The sequence below is a fragment of the Pseudomonas sp. B10 genome (assembly GCF_900156235.1).
Classification (GTDB): Bacteria; Pseudomonadota; Gammaproteobacteria; order Pseudomonadales; family Pseudomonadaceae; genus Aquipseudomonas; species Aquipseudomonas siliginis.
The window spans coordinates 2,916,523-2,937,256 of sequence record NZ_LT707063.1 but is presented as its reverse complement, the minus strand read 5'-3'; the positions used below and the strand labels follow the sequence as shown (position 1 = coordinate 2,937,256).

Here is a 20,734-nt window from a genome sequence, read left to right as displayed (position 1 = left end):
TGTTTCAGGGTTCACACGCTTTGTTCTTGCAGCTTGTGGCTTATAGCTTGCAGCTGCCTCACTGCGACTTGCGGACCCGCAGGTACCATTCGGACAGCAGGCGTACCTGTTTATCGGTGTAGCCACGTTCAACCATTCGCGTAACGAAGTCGTTGTGTTTCTGCTGATCCTCCTTGCTGGCCTTGGCGTTGAAGCTGATGACGGGCAGCAGGTCTTCGGTGTTGGAGAACATTTTCTTCTCGATGACCACCCGCAGTTTTTCGTAGCTGAGCCAGGTCGGGTTCTTGCCGTTATTGTTGGCTCGGGCGCGCAGGACGAAGTTGACGATTTCGTTGCGGAAATCCTTCGGATTGCTGATGCCGGCCGGTTTCTCGATTTTTTCCAGCTCTTCGTTCAGGGCCACGCGGTTGAGGATCTCGCCGGTTTCCGGGTCGCGATACTCCTGATCCTGAATCCAGAAATCCGCGTACAGCACGTAGCGATCGAAGATGTTCTGACCGTATTCGCTGTAAGACTCCAGATAAGCGGTCTGGATTTCCTTGCCGATGAACTCGATGTAGCGCGGCGCCAGGTACTCCTTCAGATAGCGCAGGTAGCGTTCGCGGGTTTCCGCCTGGAACTGTTCCTGTTCGATCTGTTGCTCCAGCACATAGAGCAGGTGCACCGGGTTGGCGGCGATTTCATGCGGGTCGAAGTTGAACACCTTGGAGAGGATCTTGAAGGCGAAGCGGGTCGACAGGCCGTTCATGCCTTCGTCGACGCCGGCCGAATCGCGGTACTCCTGAATTGACTTGGCCTTCGGATCGGTGTCCTTGAGGTTTTCGCCGTCGTAGACGCGCATCTTCGAATAGATGTTGGAGTTTTCCGGCTCCTTGAGGCGCGACAACACGGTGAACTGCGCGAGCATTTTCAGGGTGTCCGGTGCGCAGTGCGCCTTGGACAGGGAACTGTTGAAAAGCAGTTTGTCGTAGATCTTCACTTCGTCGCTGACGCGCAGGCAGTACGGCACTTTGACGATGTAGATCCGGTCGATGAACGCCTCGTTGTTCTTGTTGTTGCGGAAGGTGTGCCACTCCGATTCGTTGGAGTGAGCCAGCAGGATGCCGGTAAACGGAATCGCGCCGAGGCCTTCGGTACTGTTGTAGTTGCCCTCCTGGGTAGCAGTCAGCAATGGGTGCAGCACCTTGATCGGCGCCTTGAACATTTCGACGAATTCCATCAAGCCCTGGTTGGCCCGGCACAACGCGCCGGAGTAGCTGTAGGCATCGGCGTCGTTCTGTGGAAATTCTTCGAGTTTGCGGATATCGACCTTGCCGACGAGCGCCGAGATGTCCTGGTTGTTCTCGTCACCGGGTTCGGTCTTGGCCACGGCAATCTGATTGAGGATCGATGGGTACAGCTTGACCACGCGGAACTGGCTGATGTCGCCGCCGAATTCGGCCAGGCGCTTGGTCGCCCAGGGCGACATGATGGTGTTCAGGTAGCGCCGTGGAATGCCGAAATCTTCCTCGAGGATCGCGCCATCTTCGGTGGCGTTGAACAGACCCAGAGGCGATTCGAATACCGGCGAGCCCTTGATGGCATAAAAGGGCACTTTCTCCATCAGTTGTTTCAGCTTCTCGGCCAGGGACGATTTACCGCCACCGACGGGGCCGAGCAGATAAAGAATCTGTTTCTTTTCTTCCAAGCCTTGGGCAGCGTGGCGGAAATACGAGACGATCTGGTCGATGCATTCTTCCATCCCGTGGAAATCTTCAAAGGCCGGATAGCGGCGGATCACCTTGTTGGAGAAGATGCGCGACAGCCTCGAATTGGTCGAAGTGTCGAGCAGTTCCGGTTCGCCGATCGCCATCAACAGACGCTCGGCGGCGGAAACGTAGGCGCTGCGATCGTTTTTGCACAGCTCCAGGTACTCCTGCAGAGAGAGTTCTTCCTGGCGTGTGGATTCGAAGCGTTGTTGGAAGTGGCTAAAGATACTCATGACGTCACCTCGCTCGATACGTGGAGCCGACGCCGGATCACTCAGTCGATGCTGGCAGCAGTCGCTGTGGCAGCTGCTGTTTACCCCCCAGAATTCTCCCACGGTCGACAAACCGCGAAAGCTACTCCCGATGACCCGCGCGCCGGTGTACCGGCTCTCCCCTGTTTTGGATGGCCTGCGCTTAAGGATAGTTGGGAATTCGAGAGGTAAAGGCGAGATACGTAATTAGTTGTGGCAGACCGTTCGTCTGCCGCGCGCAGGCCCACGGCAGCCGGGGCCTGCGCTGCGCAAAAAAATTATTCGGCGGTGCCTTGCGCGGTTTCCGAAGGATAGGTCGTACGCCATAGCTCGAAACCGCCATCCATGCTGTAGACCTCGGAGAAGCCCTGGCCGACCAGATAGGCGGCTGCGCCCTGGCTGGAATTGCCGTGGTAGCAGACCACGACGGTCGGTGCATCGAGGTCGGCGCCTTGAATGAAAGCGTGCAGGGAATGGTTGTCGAGATGTTTGGAGCCGCTGATGTGCAGCGCGGCAAAGGTCGCCGGATCGCGTACGTCGACTACGACTGCGCCCTGTTCACGCAGGGCCTGCGCCTGTTCCGGGGGGATTCGTTTGAATTCGGTCATGACAAAGTACCTGTTGCTCTACTGAAGGCGTAGTCTAACGCGAGGCGTTGACGGGCGAATCGTTGGGGGTGAGTGGGGCGACTGATGGCGCAAGTCCGCCGTGCTCGTCGCATTTGCATGACAGGCGTTCGCCGCTGTCGACGTTCATCAGGGTCAGGCTGCCGCCCCATACGCATCCGGTGTCCAGCGCGGAAATGCCCGGCTCGTGGATATTGCCCTCAAGCGCGGCCCAGTGACCGAAGATGATGCGCAGGCCTTTGGTCTTGCGCTCCTTGTGCTGAAACCACGGCTTGTAGCCGGGCGGCGCGCTGTCGAGGCCTTCCTTGCTTTTGAGGTCGAGCTTGCCCTCAGCGGTGCAAAAGCGCATGCGCGTGAAGTAATTGGTGATCACCCGCAGACGATCAATGCCTTTGAGGTCGTTGTCCCATTTCGCCGGTTCATTGCCGTACATACCGTCAAGGTAAGCGGGGAATACGTTGTCGTCACGCAGGGCGGTCTCGACTTCGGCGGCGCACTTCAACGCACGGCGCAGCGACCATTGCGGCGGGATGCCAGCATGGACCATCGCAACATCGCGTGTTTCGTCGTAATGCATCAGCTTTTGCTGGCGCAGCCATTCCATCAGTTGCGGCCCATCGGGGGCCTCGATGATTTCGCGCAGTGTGTCGCTTTTCTTCAAACGCTCGATCTTCTTCGCGGCAGCCAGCAGGTGCAGGTCGTGATTGCCGAGCACGCAGACCAGCGACTCACGCATGCCAAAGAGAAAACGCAGGGTTTCCAGCGACTGCGGGCCACGGTTGACCAGATCGCCGACCAGCCACAGCCGGTCAAGCGCCGGGTCGAAGGCAACTTGTTTGAGCAGGCACTTGAGCGGTTCGAGGCAGCCTTGCAGGTCACCGACGGCATACGTCGTCATCAGTGCAGGGCTCCGGGCACGGCGAGGCGAAACGGTTCAATGATTGCATCGAAATGTTTGCCGTCGTCGGCGAGCATTTGATAAGTGCCCTGCATGGTGCCGACCTTGGTGGTCATCACTGTGCCGCTGGTGTAGACATGGCTCTTGCCTACATCGATCGACGGTTGCTGGCCGACGACGCCTTCACCGCGCACGTGTTCGACATGGCCGTCACCATCGGTGATCACCCAGTGCCGGGACAGAAGCTTGGCCGCAACCTCGCCGTTGTTCTGTACGGTGATGGTGTAGGCGAAGGCGAAACGGTCGTGTTCGGGTTGCGATTGGTCTGGCAGATAGCGGGTGACGACGCTGACATCGACCTGATAACGGGAATCGGACATGCAAGAAGGCCTTAATGAAGCGGAACGCGGGGCGTAGCTGATGGGGAATCAGTCTAGGCAAGTATCGGGCAGTAAACCAGAGTGGTGTGCTGCCCGATAGCGTTCATCGCGAGTCAGTCGGCGGCAGGAGTGGCCGGGACCTGTATCGCGAGCTGGTCGGCCAGGCGCACGAATGCAGCCAGATCCAGTTGCTCGGGACGCAGGCTGCCATCGACGCCGGCGGCTTCGATTTCGGCATTGCTGAGCAATTGCTTGAGGGTATTGCGCAGGGTTTTGCGACGCTGATTGAAGGCTTCGCGTACCACGCGCTCCAGCAACTTGTGATCCTTGGCCGGGTGCGGCAGAACCGCGTGGGGCACCAGACGAACGATTGCCGAGTCGACTTTCGGCGGTGGATTGAATGCGCCCGGGCCGACGTTGAACAGATGTTCTACACGGCAGTGATACTGAACCATGATCGACAGACGACCCCAATCACCGCCACCCGGGCCTGCGGCCAGGCGCTCGACCACTTCTTTCTGCAACATGAAGTGCATGTCGCGAATGATGCCGGCGTTGTTCAGCAGGTGAAAAATCAGCGGCGTGGAGATGTTGTACGGCAGGTTGCCAACCACCCGCAGGCTGTTCGGCGCGGCGTTCAGCGTATTGAAGTCGAACTTCAGCGCATCGCCCTGATGCAGGTTGAAATTACTCATGCCGGCAAACTGCTGGTTGAGGATCGGGATCAGATCCTTGTCCAGCTCCACTACGTCGAGTTGCGCGCCGGAGCCGAGCAGGCCCTGGGTCAGGGCACCCTGACCGGGGCCGATTTCCAGCAGGCGATCGTCAGCCTTGGCGTGGACGGAGCGCAGAATGCGGTCGATAACGCCGGCATCGTGGAGGAAGTTCTGACCAAAGCGTTTGCGCGCCTTGTGTTGGTATTGCTCGTTCATAAACGGGTCTCGGCCATCTGGTAGGCGGTTTCCAGGGCGACTTGCAGGCTGCCGGTGTCGATCCTGCCGCTGCCGGCGAGATCCAGGGCGGTGCCATGGTCGACCGAGGTGCGGATGATCGGCAGGCCCAGCGTCACGTTGACGGCAGCGCCGAAGCCTTTGTACTTGAGCACGGGCAAGCCCTGGTCGTGGTACATCGCCAGCACTGCGTCGCAGTGCTCCAGATATTTGGGGGTAAACAGAGTGTCGGCAGGCAGCGGGCCACGAAGGTCCATGCCCTCGCCGCGCAGGCGCTCTAATGTCGGTTCGATGATGTCGATTTCTTCATGGCCCAGGTGGCCGCCTTCACCGGCATGCGGGTTGAGACCGCAGACCAGGATGCGTGGCCGGGCGATGCCGAATTTGTCTTGCAGGTCGGCGTGCAGGATTCGCGTGACTCTTTCCAGCCGTTCCGGGGTGATCGCGTCGGCAATCTCGCGCAGAGGCAGATGCGTGGTGACCAGCGCCACGCGCAAACCGCGAGTGGCCAGCATCATCACTACTTGCGCGGTGTGCGTCAGGTCGGCGAGAAATTCAGTGTGTCCAGAGAACGCGATGCCCGACTCGTTGATCACACCTTTGTGCACCGGCGCGGTGATCATCCCTGCGAAATCGCCGTTCAGGCAGCCGTTGCCGGCGCGGGTCAGGGTTTCGAGGACGAATGCAGCGTTGGCCTTGTCCAGTTGCCCGGCGATTACCGGTGCGCTGAGCGGCGTGTCCCAGACGTACAGGCTGTTGGCCGGTGCTGGAACATCTGGCCACTGCCCCGGCGCGACATCCAGCAGACTGACGGCCAGCCCCAGCAGCGCGGCCCGCTCAAGGAGCAGGTCGCGGCTGGTGATGGCAATCAGGGGATGTGGCTGGGCTTGCGAGGCGAGCAGCAGGCACAGGTCGGGACCGATGCCGGCTGGTTCGCCGGGTGTCAGCGCGAAACGCTTGGGTTTCACTGCGCTGCCTGGTCTGCATCAGGAAGTTTGATCTCTACGTACGCTTCGTCACGGATCTGACGCAGCCAGGTTTGCAGCTCTTCATCGTATTTGCGGTTACGCAGTACGGTCATGGCTTGCTGCTCACGGGCCTGTTCGGTGCCGTCAGTGGCGCGACGGCCAAGGACTTCCAGCACGTGCCAGCCGTATTGGGTCTGGAATGGCTTGGACAGTTGACCTTGTGGGGTCGAAGCCATCACTTCGCGGAATTCCGGGACCAGCACATTCGGGTCGATCCAGTTCAGGTCGCCGCCGTTAAGGGCGGAACCCGGATCTTCCGAATAGTTTTTCGCCAGTTCGGCAAAGTCTTCGCCGGCGCTGATGCGGTCATACAACGATTGCACCAGAGCCTTGGTCTTGGCTTCGTCGCGGATCGGGCTCGGCTTGACCAGGATGTGACGCACATGCACTTCGTCGCGCATCTGCGCTTCGCCGCCACGTTTGCCCAGCAGCTTCAGAATAATGAAGCCGCCCGGCGTGCGCGCAGGCTGAGTGATGTCGCCAACCGCCATGCTGCTCAGCTCACGATCGAACGGAGGTGGCAGTTGTGCGGCTTTACGCCAGCCCATCTCGCCGCCCTCCAGCGCGTTGTCGCTGCCGGATTTGGCCACGGCCATCTGACCGAAGTCAGCGCCTTGCTTGAGCTGCTGGTAAACCTCCATGGCCTGACGATAAGCGCTCTGAATCGCTTCGGAGTTGGCGCTTTCCGGGGTCGGAATCAGGATGTTGGCCAGGTGCAGCTCTTCGGACAGCTGCATCTTACCGAGGTCGGAGGCGAGGAAGTTCTTCACTTCCTGCTCGGAAACCTGAATGCGCTCGGCCACACGACGCTGACGCACACGGCTGATGATCATTTCGCGTTTGATCTGATCACGGGCGTCGTCATAGTTCAGGCCATCGCGAGCCAGCGCAGCACGGAACTGATCAATAGTCATGTTGTTGCGTTGGGCGATGGTGCCGACAGCCTGGTTCAACTCTTCGTCAGTGATGCGGATGCCGGAACGTTCGCCGATCTGCAGTTGCAGGTTTTCGACGATCAGACGCTCGAGCACTTGTTGATCCAGCACGCCTGGAGGCGGCAGACCGCCCCCGCGCTTGGCGATGGTCTGCTGAACTTCATGAACCCGCTGGTCCAGTTGGCTCTGCATGACCACGTCGTTGTCGACGATCGCCACCACTTTGTCGATGGACTGTACGGCGGCGTTGGCCGCCGTACCCAGGAACAACGCGCCCAGCAGCACCGGGCGCAGACAATCAGAAAGCTTGGTCTTCACGTTCACGATAACCTTGAATGCCTTTGTCGAGGAAGCTCTCTACCTTGGCGCCAGTCAGGCCGCCGAGTCCCTTCAGAACAATTTGGAGGAAGACGCCATGGTCGCCTTTTTCGTTTTGCGGAGCTTCCTGGCTGAACTCGTCATAGGAAACCCAGTAACGGTTGATCAGACGCAGTTTCCAGCAGCAGTTGTCGTACTCGAAACCACCGAAAGCTTCCAGCGTGCGGTTGCGGTTGTAGTCGTACTGCCAGCGGCTGATGGCGTTCCACTGCGGAACGATCGGCCAGATGACCGAGAAGTCATGCTGCTGGATCTTGTAGTAGTCCTTCACGTAGCCAGGTTGGCCCGGGGTGCCATAGTCACCGCCGCCCACAGACCATTTACCAGTGTTCTGGTCAAAACGGACCTGGTCATTACGGTAGCGATAACCAACGTTGATGACTTTGTTCGGGTTGTCTTCCGGCTGATAGTGGAACATCGCACTGCCGGATCGTGGGCTGCGGCTGTCCGGGTCCCAGTTGTAGTCGGCAGTGGTGCGCCAATCGCGGTTCCAGCGGTATTCGTATTCCAGCGCGTATGGCGAAACGTCGGATTTCGCGTCGTCACGATCGTTGAAAGCGATACCCGGCAGTTGAACCTTGCGATCCTTGAAGTACAGAGCCTGGCCGACGCTGATGCGCTGACGCTCGAAACCATTGTCTTCAATCCAGCGACTGGTTACGCCCAGCGACAGTTTGTTCTCGTCGCCGACACGGTCGGCGCCGGAGAAGCGGTTGTCGCGGAACAGCGAGGCGTAGTTGAAGGTGTATTCGCTGGTGTCGAAAACCGGAATGTCTTCCTGATCAACCTCAGGTACATAGAGGTAGAACAGGCGTGGTTCCAGGGTCTGACGGTAGTTCTTGCCGAAATACGAGGTGTTGCGGTCGAAGTACAGGCCACCATCGATGCTGGCGATCGGTACGCCACGGTTCTGGTTGCTGTCGAACTCGCCGTTGAGCTTTCTCTGTTCTGCGGTCATCGCATCGATCTGCGATTTACCGGTGTTGTCAAGATCAAGCTGATACTGCGTGTACTGGTACTTCAGCGATGGCTTGAGGAAGCCATACGTCCAGTTCATCGGCAGGCTGACGCCCGGCTTCAGATTCAAACGATCGCCGTTGGCGCGAGCCAGGCCAGTGATGTTGTTGTCCAGGCGCGACTCGGTAGTGATGCCGTCTTCCTGTACAAACGTGCCGCTACGCAGGTCGCGATCAAAGCGAACCAACTCGGTCTCGTAATCGAAATTCAGACCTTCCGGGTGATACGGCAGCTGACCATTGAAGGTGATCTGCGGCAGACGGCCATACGGTGTGATGTTCGAAACGGTCGCCAGTTGATACTGCTGAGCGTTGAGGCGTGCGGTGTAGCTGTCGCCACGATAAGTGACCGAGCCCTGCTGGTTGACGAAGTCGTCGCTCTTGACGCCGATCTGGTCGGTTTGCAGGTCCTGGAAGTAATACGGATCGCTGATCTTGGTGTAGTCAACCTGGGTCAGCACGCGGGAGTCGAGGCCGCCCTTGTGCTGCCAGTTGTACATGTAGCGAGTCTCGTTGTAGTCGGACTGACGCTTGCGATCATCGTTCTCGTCGTTGAGGTACGAGGCACCGAACTGACCTTCACTCGACTTGGTCAGGTAGCGGAACTCGCCTTCCACCAGCATGCCGCGCTTGCTCATGTAGCGCGGGTACAACGTGGCGTCGTAGTTCGGCGCCAGGTTGAAGTAGTACGGCGTGACCAGCATGAAGCCGGTGTCGCTGCCCGAACCGATGGTCGGCGGCAGGAAGCCCGATTGGCGACGATCGTCGATCGGGAAATAGATGTAAGGCGTGTACAGGATCGGAATGTCTTTGACGCGCAACGTCACGTTGGTCGCGGTACCGAAACCGGTGGCCGGGTTCAAGGTGATGTTGTTGCCCTTGAGCTGCCAGGCGTTGCTGTTCGGTTCGCACGTGGTGTACGTGCCGTCCTTCAAGCGGATGATCGCGTTTTCGGCACGCTTGGCGTACAGCGCGTTACCGCGGATGCGCGATTTGTGCATCACGTATTCGGCGTTGTCGACCTTGGCTTCACCGGTGTCGAGCTGCACATCGGCATGGTCGCCGACGATCAGCGCGCCGTTGTCGCGGATACGCACGTTGCCGGCCAGTTCGCCGCGGCTCTCGGCCTGATACAGATTGGCCTCGTCGGCTTCGACCTGCATGCTGCCCTGACGCATGATCACGTCTCCGGCGAGGCTGGCGACTTGTGTGTCCTGCTCGTAACGCGACGCTTTGGCACCGATGAAGGTCGGCGCGTCACTTTTATTCGTCTTGTCATTCATGCCAGGACGAATCGGTTCGATATAGGAACCAGAGCAGTAAGGACCAGTCTCGGCCAATTGCGCGGCGGTGAGCTTCTCGCGCGGAACCCAGTCGAGGTGACTGTAGTCTTCGCTACGGGATTTCAGGCCGCGGCCCTTGGACTCGGTGACCAGTGCGGTTTTCGCGCCAGTGTCGGCGTCGGAACCCTTGTCGGCCGCAGGCTCGCCGGCAGCGCTGACGGCACTGCCGTCATGCACCGGACGCGGCGGCAATGCCGCAGCGGTCGACTTGGGCGCACAGTCCCAGCCACCCGTAGCCGAGACGGAGCAGTCATACTGCTCGGCGGCAACAACGAATTGACTGGCCAGAGGTTGCATAGCCAGCAGACTGCCGGTTACCAACAACGGAAATTTTTTACGAAACGCGGGGGATTTCAATGCCATCTTATTAGTCCGGGCTTCCTGCGTGCCATCTGCCCGCGGTGTGGGCCGCACGCCTCTCGATGGTCTGAAAAAGATGCTGGATAATAAAGCATGACCCGCTTGACGGCTAGCGCCGTCGGAGACCCTTGCAATGCCTGACCAAGATGTACGCTTGCAACACCTGAAAGTTTGGCTCGATGAGCAGTTGGCAAAGTTGTTTGCCGAGCAGGGCTGGGGCACCGTGCCCCCGGCCACGTTGACCGCGGCCAGCAGCGACGCGAGTTTCCGCCGCTACTTCCGCTGGGAGGGCGATGGTCGCAGCTTCGTGGTGATGGACGCGCCGCCACCCCAGGAAAACTGCAAACCGTTCGTGGATATCGCTTTTTTGCTGGCGAAATCCGGAATTAATGTGCCGAAAATTTACGCCGAAGACCTCGAGCGCGGTTTTCTTTTGCTCAATGACCTGGGCAACAAGACCTATCTCGACGTCATCGATGGCGAAAATGCCGACGCGTTATTCCACGATGCCCTGCAAGCGCTGTTGGCTTTTCAACAGTTGCCGATGGTGGCGCCGTTGCCCAGTTACGACGTCGCCTTGTTGCGCCGTGAGCTTGAGTTGTTCCCCGAGTGGTACGTCAAGCATGAGCTGGGCGCCGAGTTCGATGCAGCCCAGCAGCAACAATGGCAGCACATCAGCGAGTTGCTGATCGACAGCGCGCTGGCGCAGCCGAAAGTGCTGGTGCACCGCGACTACATGCCGCGCAACCTGATGCTCAGCGAGCCCAACCCCGGCGTGCTGGATTTCCAGGACGCGGTGTACGGCCCGGTGACCTATGACGTGACTTGCCTGTTCAAGGACGCCTTTCTCAGCTGGCCGGAAGAACGCGTGCGCGGCTGGCTGGAAAGTTATTGGCAGCAAGCCTCGGCGCTGGATATTCCGGTGCAGGCGGACTTCGAAGACTTCCTGCGCGCCAGCGACCTGATGGGCGTGCAGCGTCACCTGAAAGTCATCGGCATTTTCGCGCGTATCTGCCATCGCGATGGCAAGCCGCGTTATCTGGCCGATGTGCCGCGCTTCTTCTCTTATATAGAAGCAGTGATCGCCCGCCGTCCTGAACTGGCGGAACTGCAAGCGCTGTTCAACAGCTTGCGTGCTGGAGCGACGGCATGAAGGCAATGATTCTGGCGGCGGGCAAAGGCGAGCGCATGCGCCCGCTGACCCTGACCACGCCGAAACCGCTGGTGCGTGCCGCTGGCGTGCCGCTGATCGAGTATCACCTGCGCGCCCTCGCGGCCGCAGGCTTCAACGAAATCGTCATCAACCACGCCTGGCTCGGTCAGCAGATCGAGGATCATTTGGGCGACGGTTCGCGTTTCGGCCTGAGCATCCAGTACTCGCCGGAAGGCGAGCCGCTGGAAACCGGTGGCGGGATCTTCCGAGCGCTGTCGTTACTTGGTGACGATGCGTTTCTGGTGGTCAACGGCGACATCTGGACCGATTACGACCTCAGCGTGCTGCACCAGCCGATCAATGGCCTGGCGCATCTGGTGCTGGCGGACAATCCACCGCATCACCCGAATGGCGACTTCACTCTCATCGACGGCAAAGTGCAGGACGGCGAGCCTGATGCGCAGACGCTGACTTACAGCGGCATCGCCGTGCTGCATCCGCAGTTGTTCGATGGTTGCAGCGATGGCGCGTTCAAGCTCGCGCCGCTGCTACGCAACGCCATGGCCAAAGGTGAAGTGACGGGCGAGCGGTTGAAGGGGCATTGGGTAGATGTTGGTACCTACGAGCGTCTGGCCGAAGCCGAAGCCTTGATAGAAGCGAGTCGCTGAGATGCTGTGGCCAGGGACTCTGATTGGAGCCGGAGTGGGGTACGCGATTGCCAGCATTCCGGGGGCCATGCTTGGGGCGTTGTTGGGGCAGGCGCTGGATCGGCGCCTGCACTTGCAGAGCTGGGGACACTTACGCGAAAAGCTCGGTGGCCGGCCGATGCTGCGCAACGATGAACTGCTGTTCGTGTTGCTCGGGCGTCTGGCCAAGAGCGACGGGCGCGTCACTGACGGGCATATCCAGCAGGCGCGCAATGAAATGCGCGCGCTGGAAATGAGCGAGCCAGCGACACGGCGGGCGATTGCCGCGTTCAATCGCGGCAAGTCCGGCAGCGACAATCTGCGCGGATATCTGCGTCGTCTGAGTTCTCAACCGCACGCGGCCGAAGGTGTGTTGCGCGCCTGTTGGCGAATGGTCTGGGCTGATGGTCGCGCCGGGCTCAGCGAACGCGAGTTGCTGGCGCAGTGGGGCAAGTGGCTCGGCTGGACGTCGCAGCAGGTGCAAGCATTGGCCAGCGATTACGAACCGGGCAAGCGGCCGATCGTCAGTGCGGCGGTGAGTTACCAGGAGGCAATGAAGTTGCTTGGGGTGTCGGCGAGCAGCGAGCCGGCACAGATCAAGCGCGCTTACCGGCGATTGCTCAGTCGCCATCACCCGGACAAGATCGCCGGCAGCGGCGCGACCCCGGCGCAGGTGCGTGACGCGACCGAGCGTACGCGGGAATTGCATAACGCCTATACGCTGATTCGGGAGCGGCGGGATTTTCGCTAGAAGTTAGATGGGTGTTGCTTGTGCTTGCCCCTTCGCGAGCAGGCTCGCTCCCACATTGAATTGTGCATAGATCCAATGTGGGAGCGAGCCTGCTCGCGAAGAGGGGGGACTCGGTCTGACTGTCAGTCAACAGCCTGAGGGTTCAACCAGCCCCGCACCCGCCGAAACAATTGTTCCTGCTCAGCCTTCTTGTCCGGCAACACCTTCAGCGCCACCTGGCTGAACGCCGAGGTCTTCAGGCGCTTGCTAGCTTGCATGCGCTCCAGCGCCGCGTTGCGATCCAGCGCTTTGTCCATGTAGAAAATATCCACCGTCGGCAGCTTCAGTGTCGGCGTCAGTTCGGCGAGTGGCGGCAGGGCTTTGGTCGGGACTTGCGCATCGACCATCACCAGCTTTTCCACCTGCGGCGTCTGCCGCTCGCTGAGAAAACGCGCCGCCCAATAAGCGCCGGTGCCGTGGCCGAGCACGACAATGCTGCGCGCGCTCTGCTGTTCGGCGTAGGCAATCGCCGCGTCGATGCGTCCGAAGATGCGATCGGCATCGGCCTTGGCTTGTTCTTCGCTGGTCTCGGCGACCACCTGTTCGGCAACTTCCGCTTCACCGCCAGCGGCTTGTTCGATCGGTTGTGCGGTGGTGGCGTCTTTGCTTGCGGTTTCCGGGGCTTTCGGCGCGGCGGTCGGTTCGATTACGCGCGGAGCAATGGCGTCGCCTTGCAGATCCGGCAGGGTGATACTCAGGCTGCTCCACTCGGCATCCGGCAATTTGCGTCGCAACGGGCCGATTGCCTGCGGCCAGTCAGCGGTTTCGCCGGCACCGGGAACGATGATCACCGCGCCTTTGGGCTCGGCGCTGTTGGCCGGTTTCCACAGGGCGAGGAAAGTGTCGCTGCCAGCCTGCAGTTGTTGCTGCTCTTGCGCCGGCAGTTTACGTTGCAGTGCGGCGGCCTCTTCCTGACTATGCTCAAGCAGTGGCTGGCGCTCGGCCGGTTTTTCTTCGGCGGGTTTATCCGTGGCGGCAGGCGCCGGGTCGGCGGCTTCGACGGAAAACGCACAAGGCAGGATCAGCGACAGGCACAATGCTGGCAGTGCCAGGCGGTAGACAGAGGGCATTGGTTATTCCAGGCCAGAAAAGTATCCCGGCAGCCTAATGGGTTGGTCGGAATTTGTCAGTGTATGAGACTTCAATGAAGCGATTTTGCTGCCTGTGGGTTATCGGCTGTTTGTGGTTTCCCTTGATGGGCTGGGCGGCGCCTGCGCCACCGGCTCATGCCGCGCAATTGTCGCCAGAGCAGCAGCAATGGCTGGCGCAGCACAACGAATTGCGCGTCGGCCTGGTCTTGCAGGCGCCCTACGCGACCTACGATCGGCGCCTGCAGCGATTGTCCGGGGCCAATGTCGAGTTGATGAAGCTGCTGGCCAAAACCCTCGGCGTGGAACTGAGTTGGCGCAACTTTCAGGATCTGGGGGCATTGGAAAACGCTTTGCGCGAGGGCGAGATCGACATCGCCCCGGGCCTCAGCCAGACCCCAAGCGCGCTGCGCCTCTGGCAGTTTTCCGACCCGTACATGCGCGTGCCGCAACTGGTGGTCAGCGATCAGAAAAGCAGCGGCGCGGTCGATCTGGAAAAGCTCGACAGCGCGACCCGCGTCGCCGTGCGCATGCCGAGCAGCACCGCCGATTATCTGCGCAGCAATTATCCGCACTTGAATTTGCAAGGTGTGCCGTTGGAGCGTCAGGCCTTGCAGCTGCTGTTGAGTCAGCAAGCCTCCTACGCGGTGGTCGACGAAGCGCAGTTGGGGCGTCTGTCGGTGGAACCGGAGTTTGCCGAACTGGTGGTGGTTGGCGATATCGGCCTGCCGCAGCTGCTGCGCGTGGCCTCGCGGCGCGATTGGCCGCAACTGGCCGGCATTGTCCAGAGCGCCTTGCGCGCAATACCGGCCAAGGACCTGGAACAATTGCACAACCAATGGCTGCAGCCGAAATACCCACGGCTGACCGAGTCTCCGGGGTTCTGGCAGAACCTCAGCCTGTTGTTCGCGGTGATGCTGCTCAGTTGCGCGGCGATCGTGGCGTGGCAGCGGCGCCAACAGCACAGCCTCGAACAACGCCTGCTCAGCGCCCGCGAAGACATCGCGTTGCGCGCGGCCAGTGAAGAGGCGCTGCGGCTGACCCAGTTTTCCATCGACCAAAGCACCGTCGGCATCCTCTGGGTCAATTGGGACAGCCATGTGCGCTACGCCAACCGCGCAGCGGAAAACATGCTCGGCTATCCCTCGGGCGGGCTGATCGAACGGCCACTGATCGATTTCGAGCCCGGCCTGCACATGGATCGCTGGCTCAATCTGTGGAAGCGTGCGCGGGCCAGTGAAGAAGGGCCGCTGAGCTTCGAAACCAGCTGCCTGCGCGCCGATGGCAGCGTGCTGCCGGCGGACGTTTCCCTGAGTTTTCTGCGTTTTCGCGACAGTGAATATCTGGTGGTCTACCTCACCGATGTCACCGACCGCCGCCGCGCGCTCGCCGCTTTGCAGGAAAGCGAGGCGCGCCTGCAAGGCATCGCCGCCAACGTTCCGGGTCTGGTGTTCAGGCTGGAGCGGGCACCGGTCACCGGGCAGATCGACTTTGCCTACATCAGCGAGGGCAGCGAAAGTCTGGTCGGTTATGCGCCGGCAGCCATCGCCCATCGCGACATGGGCTTGCGCAGCCTCGTGCACCCCGACGACAAGGCCAGTTATCACCGCACCCAGGATCAGGCGCTGGACACTGACAGCGACTGTTCGTGGCAAGGCCGCATCGTCACGCGCCAGGGTGAGCAGCGCTGGGCCGAGATCAAGGCGATCACCCGCCAGCTGGAGGACGGCGCCTATGTGTGGGACGGCATCGTCTGGGACATCAGCGAAAGCAAACGCATCGAGCTGGAACTGGCGGCCTCGCGCGAGCAACTGCGCGAACTGTCGGCGCACCTGGAAAGCGTGCGTGAAGAAGAGAAGGCGCGCATCGCCCGGGAAGTCCATGATGAGTTGGGACAGATGCTCACCGTGCTGAAACTGGAGACATCGATGTGCGAATTGGCCTACGCGCAACTCGATCCGGGACTCAACGAGCGGCTCAACAGCATGAAACGCCTGATCGCGCAGTTGTTTCAGCTGGTACGTGATGTAGCGACGGCGTTGCGCCCGCCGATCCTTGATGCCGGGATTGCCTCGGCCATCGAGTGGCAGGCTCGGCGTTTCGAGGCGCGCACACAGATACCGTGTCTGGTGCAGGTGCCGGACAACCTGCCGGCACTCAGCGATGCCAAAGCGGTGGGGCTGTTCCGGATTTTGCAGGAGGCGCTGACCAATGTGATGCGCCATGCTCAGGCGCACACGGTGGAGCTGACGCTGGAGCTTGCGGGCGATGAATTGTGTCTGACCGTCAGCGATGATGGCGTAGGATTTGTCGCGGCCGAGGGTAGGCCGACGTCGTTTGGCCTGGTCGGCATGCGTGAGCGGGTGCTGATCATGGGCGGGCGGCTGGAGCTGGTGAGTGAGCCGGGGGAGGGCACCAGTCTGGTGGTGCGAGTGCCGGTGAGTGAAGTCTGAGGATTTGTGTCGTGAGCGCTGACGCCTTCGCGAGCAGGCTCGCTCCCACAGGGATTGGTGTGTACCTGAAATCTGGAGAAGAACGTGATCCGTGTACTGGTAGCCGAAGACCACACCATAGTCCGCGAAGGCATCAAGCAATTGATCGGCCTGGCCAAAGATCTGCAAGTGGTGGGGGAGGCGAGCAATGGTGAGCAACTGCTCGAAACCCTGCGCAGCGTGCCGTGCGAGGTGGTGTTGCTGGACATCTCCATGCCCGGGGTCAATGGTCTGGAAGCGATCCCGCGCATTCGGGCGCTGAACAATCCGCCGGCGATTCTGGTGCTGTCGATGCACGACGAAGCGCAAATGGCCGCGCGCGCCTTGAAGGTCGGCGCGGCGGGGTATGCGACCAAGGACAGCGATCCGGCGCTGCTGCTCACGGCGATCCGCAAAGTTGCGGCGGGCGGGCGTTACATTGACCCGGAACTGGCCGACCGCATGGTTTTCGAAGTCGGCCTGACCGATACCCGGCCACTGCATTCGCTGTTGTCAGAACGCGAATTCTCGGTGTTCGAACGCCTGGCCCAGGGCGCCAACGTCAACGACATCGCCCAGCAACTGGCCTTGAGCAGCAAGACCATCAGCACCCACAAGGCGCGGCTGATGCAGAAGCTCAACATCACCTCGCTCCCACAGGTTCGGAGTTGGCATATCCATTAGCGACAGACGCTTTCGCCTTTACTAGCGGCTTGCAGCTTGCCCCTTGCCGCTGCGTTTGCCCAAACGCGCCATCCTTGTAGGGCAATCCCTACCCCCAACCTTCCATCCGGCTGAGGCGATTCTCTCCTGCGCCCCGATTTGCGCGCCTGTCAGCAACCACTAGGCTTAATCCACAAGCAGTCATCAACAACAAAGGTGTGGGTATGAGCCAGGTCGATACAAGCGCAGGGACCAGTGATGTGCTGGTCAGCTTTCGTGGTGTGCAGAAGAGCTACGACGGCGAGAACCTGATCGTCAAAGACCTCAACCTGGACATTCGCAAGGGCGAATTTCTTACCCTGCTCGGGCCGTCCGGTTCCGGCAAGACCACCAGCCTGATGATGCTCGCCGGGTTCGAAACGCCGACCGCCGGTGAAATCCTCCTGTCCGGGCGTTCGATCAACAACGTGCCGCCGCACAAGCGCGATATCGGCATGGTGTTCCAGAACTACGCGCTGTTCCCGCACATGACTGTCGCGGAGAATCTTGCTTTCCCGTTGACCGTGCGCGGCTTGAACAAAAGCGACGTCAGCGAGCGGGTGAAGAAAGTCCTCAGCATGGTTCAGCTCGATGCCTTCGCCTCGCGTTACCCGGCGCAGTTGTCCGGTGGTCAGCAGCAACGTGTGGCACTGGCCCGCGCGCTGGTGTTCGAACCGCAACTGGTGCTGATGGACGAGCCGCTGGGCGCCCTCGACAAGCAACTGCGTGAACACATGCAGATGGAGATCAAGCACCTGCATCAGCGCCTTGGCGTGACCGTGGTCTACGTGACCCACGATCAGGGTGAAGCACTGACCATGTCTGACCGCGTTGCCGTATTCCATCAAGGCGAGATTCAGCAGATCGCGCCACCGCGCACGCTTTACGAAGAACCGAAAAACACCTTCGTCGCCAACTTCATTGGCGAGAACAACCGCCTCAACGGCCGCCTGCTCAGCCAGAGTGGCGAGCGCTGCGTGGTCGAGTTGGGGCGTGGCGAAAAAGTCGAGGCACTGGCAGTCAACGTTGGCCAGACGGGCGAGCCGGTGACCCTGTCGATCCGTCCGGAGCGCGTCAGCCTCAACGGTTCGAGCGATCAATGCGTCAACCGCTTCTCAGGGAGGGTGGCGGAATTCATCTATCTGGGCGACCACGTCCGGGTGCGCCTGGAAGTCTGCGGCAAGACCGACTTCTTCGTGAAACAACCGATTGCCGAGCTCGATCCTGCGCTCAGCGTCGGCGACGTGGTACCGCTTGGCTGGCAGGTCGAGCACGTTCGTGCGCTCGATCCGCTTCTAGAGGCGCACTAAGCGCCCCGGCAATACCAACACCAACCCTGCACGTGGAGAGAACAATAAATGTTGAGATCCCTGAAGTTCACCGCCCTGACTCTGGGCCTGATGGGTGCGACCGGCGCGATGGCTGCCGGCCCGGACTTGACCGTGGTGTCGTTTGGCGGGGCGAACAAGGCGGCGCAAGTCAAAGCCTTCTATGCACCGTGGGAAGCGGCGGGTAACGGCAAGATCGTTGCCGGCGAATACAACGGCGAGATGGCCAAGGTCAAAGCCATGGTCGACACCAAGAGCGTGTCGTGGGATCTGGTCGAAGTTGAATCGCCAGAGCTGTCCCGTGGTTGTGACGAAGACATGTTCGAACAACTCGACCCGGCCCTGTTCGGCAAGACCGAAGACTACGTCAAAGGCGCCATTCAGCCGTGCGGCGTAGGTTTCTTCGTCTGGTCGACCGTACTGGCGTACAACGCTGACAAGCTGAAAACCGCACCGACCAGTTGGGCGGATTTCTGGGACACCAAGACATTCCCGGGCAAGCGCGGCCTGCGCAAAGGCGCCAAATACACGCTCGAATTCGCGCTGATGGCCGATGGTGTGGCACCGAAAGACGTCTACAAAGTGCTGGCAGGCAAGGACGGTCAGGATCGTGCCTTCAAGAAACTCGATGAGCTCAAGCCAAGCATTCAGTGGTGGGAAGCCGGCGCACAACCGCCGCAATACCTCGCTTCCGGTGATGTGGTGATGAGCTCGGCGTACAACGGTCGCATTGCGGCGGTGCAGAAAGAATCCAACCTGAAAGTGGTATGGAACGGCGGCATCTACGACTTCGACGCCTGGGCCATCCCGAAAGGTCTGGACGCCAAACGCGCGGAAGCGGCGAAGAAATTCATCGCCTTCTCGGTGCAGCCGCAGCAGCAGAAGACCTACTCGGAAAACATCGCCTACGGCCCGGCCAACACCCAAGCCGTACCGCTGCTGGCCAAGGATGTCCTGAAAGACATGCCGACCACCCCGGAAAACATCGCCAACCAGGTGCAGATCGACGTCAGCTTCTGGGCTGACAACGGCGAGCAACTGGAACAGCGCTTCAATTCCTGGGCGGCGAAATAACCACTGTTTTACCTGTATGGAGATGGCAAGGGCGCTTTGTGGCGAGGGGATTTATCCCCGTTGGGTTGCGAAGCAGCCCCGAAGCCATACCCGCTCGGTGGGTCAGGTAAACCGCATTCTCAGGTTTTACGACTGCTGCGCAGCCGAACGGGGATAAATCCCCTCGCCACAAAGGTTCGCTGCCACAAGAGGGCTCGCTCCACAGGTAGCAGTGTTTCAACGCAACAGAGGTGGTTCGCCACCTCTGTAACGATCAAAGATTTGCGGAGTACGTCATGGCCATCGCCGTTCCCCTGAACGAAGGCAACAGCCCCACCTTGAAGCAGAAGCTCAAGCACGCCGAGCGGGTCAACCGCTGGAAGGCCCAGGCACTGATTGCGCCGCTGGTGCTGTTTCTGCTGCTGGTGTTTCTGGTGCCGATCGTGGCGCTGCTCTATAAAAGCGTCGGCAACCCGGAAGTGGTTGGCGGCATGCCGCGCACTGTCACTGCCATCGCCAGTTGGGACGGCCGTGGTCTGCCCGCCGAACCGGTGTACAAGGCGGCCAGCGAAGACCTCGCCGAAGCCCGCAAAAACCAGACGCTGGGCGATCTGTCCAAGCGCTTGAACATGGAGTTGGCCGGCTACCGCAGCCTGCTGACCAAAACCGCCCGGGCGCTGCCGTTCGCCAGCGAACCGGCTTCTTATAAAGAAGCGCTGGAAGCGCTCGACGAACGCTGGGGCGACCCGGCCTACTGGCAAGCGGTGAAACGCAACACCAGCAGCATCACTCCGTATTACCTGCTGGCGGCGGTCGATCACCGTATCGATGATCTCGGCGAACTGGCCCCGGCCACCCCGGATCAGGCGATCTACCTCGACATCTTCGCCCGCACCTTCTGGATGGGCCTGGTCATCACCGTGATCTGCCTGCTGCTCGCCTATCCACTGGCTTATCTACTGGCGAACCTGCCTTCGCGGCAGAGCAATCTGCTGATGATTCTGGTGCTGCTGCCGTTCTGGACTTCGATTCTGGTGCGGGTCGCAGCGTGGATCGTGCTGCTGCAATCCGGCGGCCTGATCAACAGTGCGCTGCTGGCCATGGGCATCATCGATAAACCGCTGGAACTGGTGTTCAACCGCACCGGCGTATACATCTCGATGGTGCACATTCTGCTGCCGTTCATGATTCTGCCGATCTACAGCGTGATGAAAGGCATCTCGCCCACCTACATGCGCGCGGCGATTTCCCTCGGCTGTCATCCGTTCGCCAGCTTTTGGCGGGTGTACTTCCCGCAGACCTACGCTGGTGTCGGCGCCGGCTGCCTGTTGGTGTTCATCCTCGCCATCGGCTACTACATCACCCCGGCGCTGCTCGGCAGCCCGAACGACCAAATGGTCAGTTACTTCGTCGCTTTCTACACCAACACCAGCATCAACTGGGGCATGGCCACTGCGCTCGGCGGCTTGCTGTTGCTGGCGACCGTGGTGCTTTATCTGATCTACAGCTGGCTGGTCGGCGCCAGTCGCCTGCGCCTGAGCTAAGGGGAA

The 20,734-nt window shown here is 60.5% G+C and carries 17 protein-coding genes; 8 read left to right on the top strand and 9 right to left on the bottom strand.

Annotation, left to right across the window (positions count from 1 at the left end):
* Positions 1-58: 58 nt before the first annotated feature.
* The 8 genes from BXA01_RS13355 to BXA01_RS13320 form a co-directional block, all read right to left on the bottom strand.
* Positions 59-1,981: a PrkA family serine protein kinase gene (locus BXA01_RS13355; RefSeq protein WP_016772892.1), complete on the bottom strand. Its 1,923-nt coding sequence runs from the start codon at positions 1,979-1,981 to the stop codon at positions 59-61.
* A 296-nt stretch (positions 1,982-2,277) separates the two neighbouring features.
* Positions 2,278-2,607, bottom strand: coding sequence for a thiosulfate sulfurtransferase GlpE (gene glpE / locus BXA01_RS13350; RefSeq protein WP_076564349.1), 330 nt, complete (start codon positions 2,605-2,607; stop codon positions 2,278-2,280).
* Between the two features lie 34 nt (positions 2,608-2,641).
* Positions 2,642-3,523 (bottom strand): symmetrical bis(5'-nucleosyl)-tetraphosphatase, encoded by an 882-nt coding sequence (locus BXA01_RS13345; RefSeq protein ID WP_056786666.1) that lies wholly within the window; start codon positions 3,521-3,523, stop codon positions 2,642-2,644.
* Positions 3,523-3,903 (bottom strand): Co2+/Mg2+ efflux protein ApaG, encoded by a 381-nt coding sequence (apaG, locus tag BXA01_RS13340; protein WP_041476700.1) that lies wholly within the window; start codon positions 3,901-3,903, stop codon positions 3,523-3,525. Before apaG ends, BXA01_RS13345 begins: the two co-directional genes overlap by 1 nt.
* A gap of 113 nt (positions 3,904-4,016) precedes the next feature.
* Positions 4,017-4,835: a 16S rRNA (adenine(1518)-N(6)/adenine(1519)-N(6))-dimethyltransferase RsmA gene (gene rsmA / locus BXA01_RS13335; protein ID WP_076564348.1), complete on the bottom strand. Its 819-nt coding sequence runs from the start codon at positions 4,833-4,835 to the stop codon at positions 4,017-4,019.
* Positions 4,832-5,821, bottom strand: coding sequence for a 4-hydroxythreonine-4-phosphate dehydrogenase PdxA (pdxA, locus tag BXA01_RS13330; protein WP_076564347.1), 990 nt, complete (start codon positions 5,819-5,821; stop codon positions 4,832-4,834). Before pdxA ends, rsmA begins: the two co-directional genes overlap by 4 nt.
* Positions 5,818-7,140, bottom strand: coding sequence for a peptidylprolyl isomerase SurA (gene surA / locus BXA01_RS13325; protein WP_172834007.1), 1,323 nt, complete (start codon positions 7,138-7,140; stop codon positions 5,818-5,820). Before surA ends, pdxA begins: the two co-directional genes overlap by 4 nt.
* Positions 7,115-9,916 (bottom strand): LPS-assembly protein LptD, encoded by a 2,802-nt coding sequence (locus BXA01_RS13320; RefSeq protein ID WP_076564345.1) that lies wholly within the window; start codon positions 9,914-9,916, stop codon positions 7,115-7,117. Before BXA01_RS13320 ends, surA begins: the two co-directional genes overlap by 26 nt.
* A gap of 130 nt (positions 9,917-10,046) precedes the next feature.
* Between BXA01_RS13320 and BXA01_RS13315 the strand changes: the two genes are divergently transcribed.
* From BXA01_RS13315 to BXA01_RS13305, 3 genes are read left to right on the top strand one after another with little or no spacing between them, the layout of a single operon-like run.
* Entirely contained in the window at positions 10,047-11,066 is a 1,020-nt protein-coding gene (locus tag BXA01_RS13315; protein WP_076564344.1) for an aminoglycoside phosphotransferase family protein, read from the top strand.
* Positions 11,063-11,734: an N-acetylmuramate alpha-1-phosphate uridylyltransferase MurU gene (gene murU, locus BXA01_RS13310; RefSeq protein WP_076564343.1), complete on the top strand. Its 672-nt coding sequence runs from the start codon at positions 11,063-11,065 to the stop codon at positions 11,732-11,734. The genes BXA01_RS13315 and murU overlap by 4 nt, the downstream gene beginning before the upstream one ends.
* Before the next feature lies 1 nt (position 11,735).
* On the top strand, positions 11,736-12,503 hold the full coding sequence (locus tag BXA01_RS13305) for a TerB family tellurite resistance protein (RefSeq protein ID WP_076564342.1): 768 nt from the start codon (positions 11,736-11,738) through the stop codon (positions 12,501-12,503).
* A 122-nt stretch (positions 12,504-12,625) separates the two neighbouring features.
* Here BXA01_RS13305 and BXA01_RS13300 read toward each other — a convergent pair whose 3' ends face one another.
* A complete protein-coding gene (locus tag BXA01_RS13300) occupies positions 12,626-13,612 on the bottom strand; it encodes an alpha/beta hydrolase family protein (RefSeq protein WP_076564341.1) in 987 nt (328 codons plus the stop codon).
* A gap of 74 nt (positions 13,613-13,686) precedes the next feature.
* On the opposite strand from BXA01_RS13300, the gene BXA01_RS13295 reads away from it, so the two are divergent.
* From BXA01_RS13295 to BXA01_RS13275, 5 genes are all read left to right on the top strand, one after another.
* Entirely contained in the window at positions 13,687-16,083 is a 2,397-nt protein-coding gene (locus tag BXA01_RS13295; protein WP_076564340.1) for a PAS domain-containing sensor histidine kinase, read from the top strand.
* 84 nt (positions 16,084-16,167) lie between these two features.
* A complete protein-coding gene (locus BXA01_RS13290) occupies positions 16,168-16,785 on the top strand; it encodes a response regulator (protein ID WP_076564339.1) in 618 nt (205 codons plus the stop codon).
* Between the two features lie 203 nt (positions 16,786-16,988).
* Positions 16,989-18,113, top strand: a complete 1,125-nt coding sequence (locus BXA01_RS13285) for an ABC transporter ATP-binding protein (RefSeq protein WP_041476689.1) — start codon at positions 16,989-16,991, stop codon at positions 18,111-18,113.
* Positions 18,114-18,161: 48 nt separating this feature from the next.
* A complete protein-coding gene (locus BXA01_RS13280) occupies positions 18,162-19,205 on the top strand; it encodes an ABC transporter substrate-binding protein (protein ID WP_076564338.1) in 1,044 nt (347 codons plus the stop codon).
* Positions 19,206-19,480: 275 nt separating this feature from the next.
* On the top strand, positions 19,481-20,728 hold the full coding sequence (locus tag BXA01_RS13275; protein WP_076564337.1) for an ABC transporter permease: 1,248 nt from the start codon (positions 19,481-19,483) through the stop codon (positions 20,726-20,728).
* Positions 20,729-20,734: the final 6 nt, after the last annotated feature.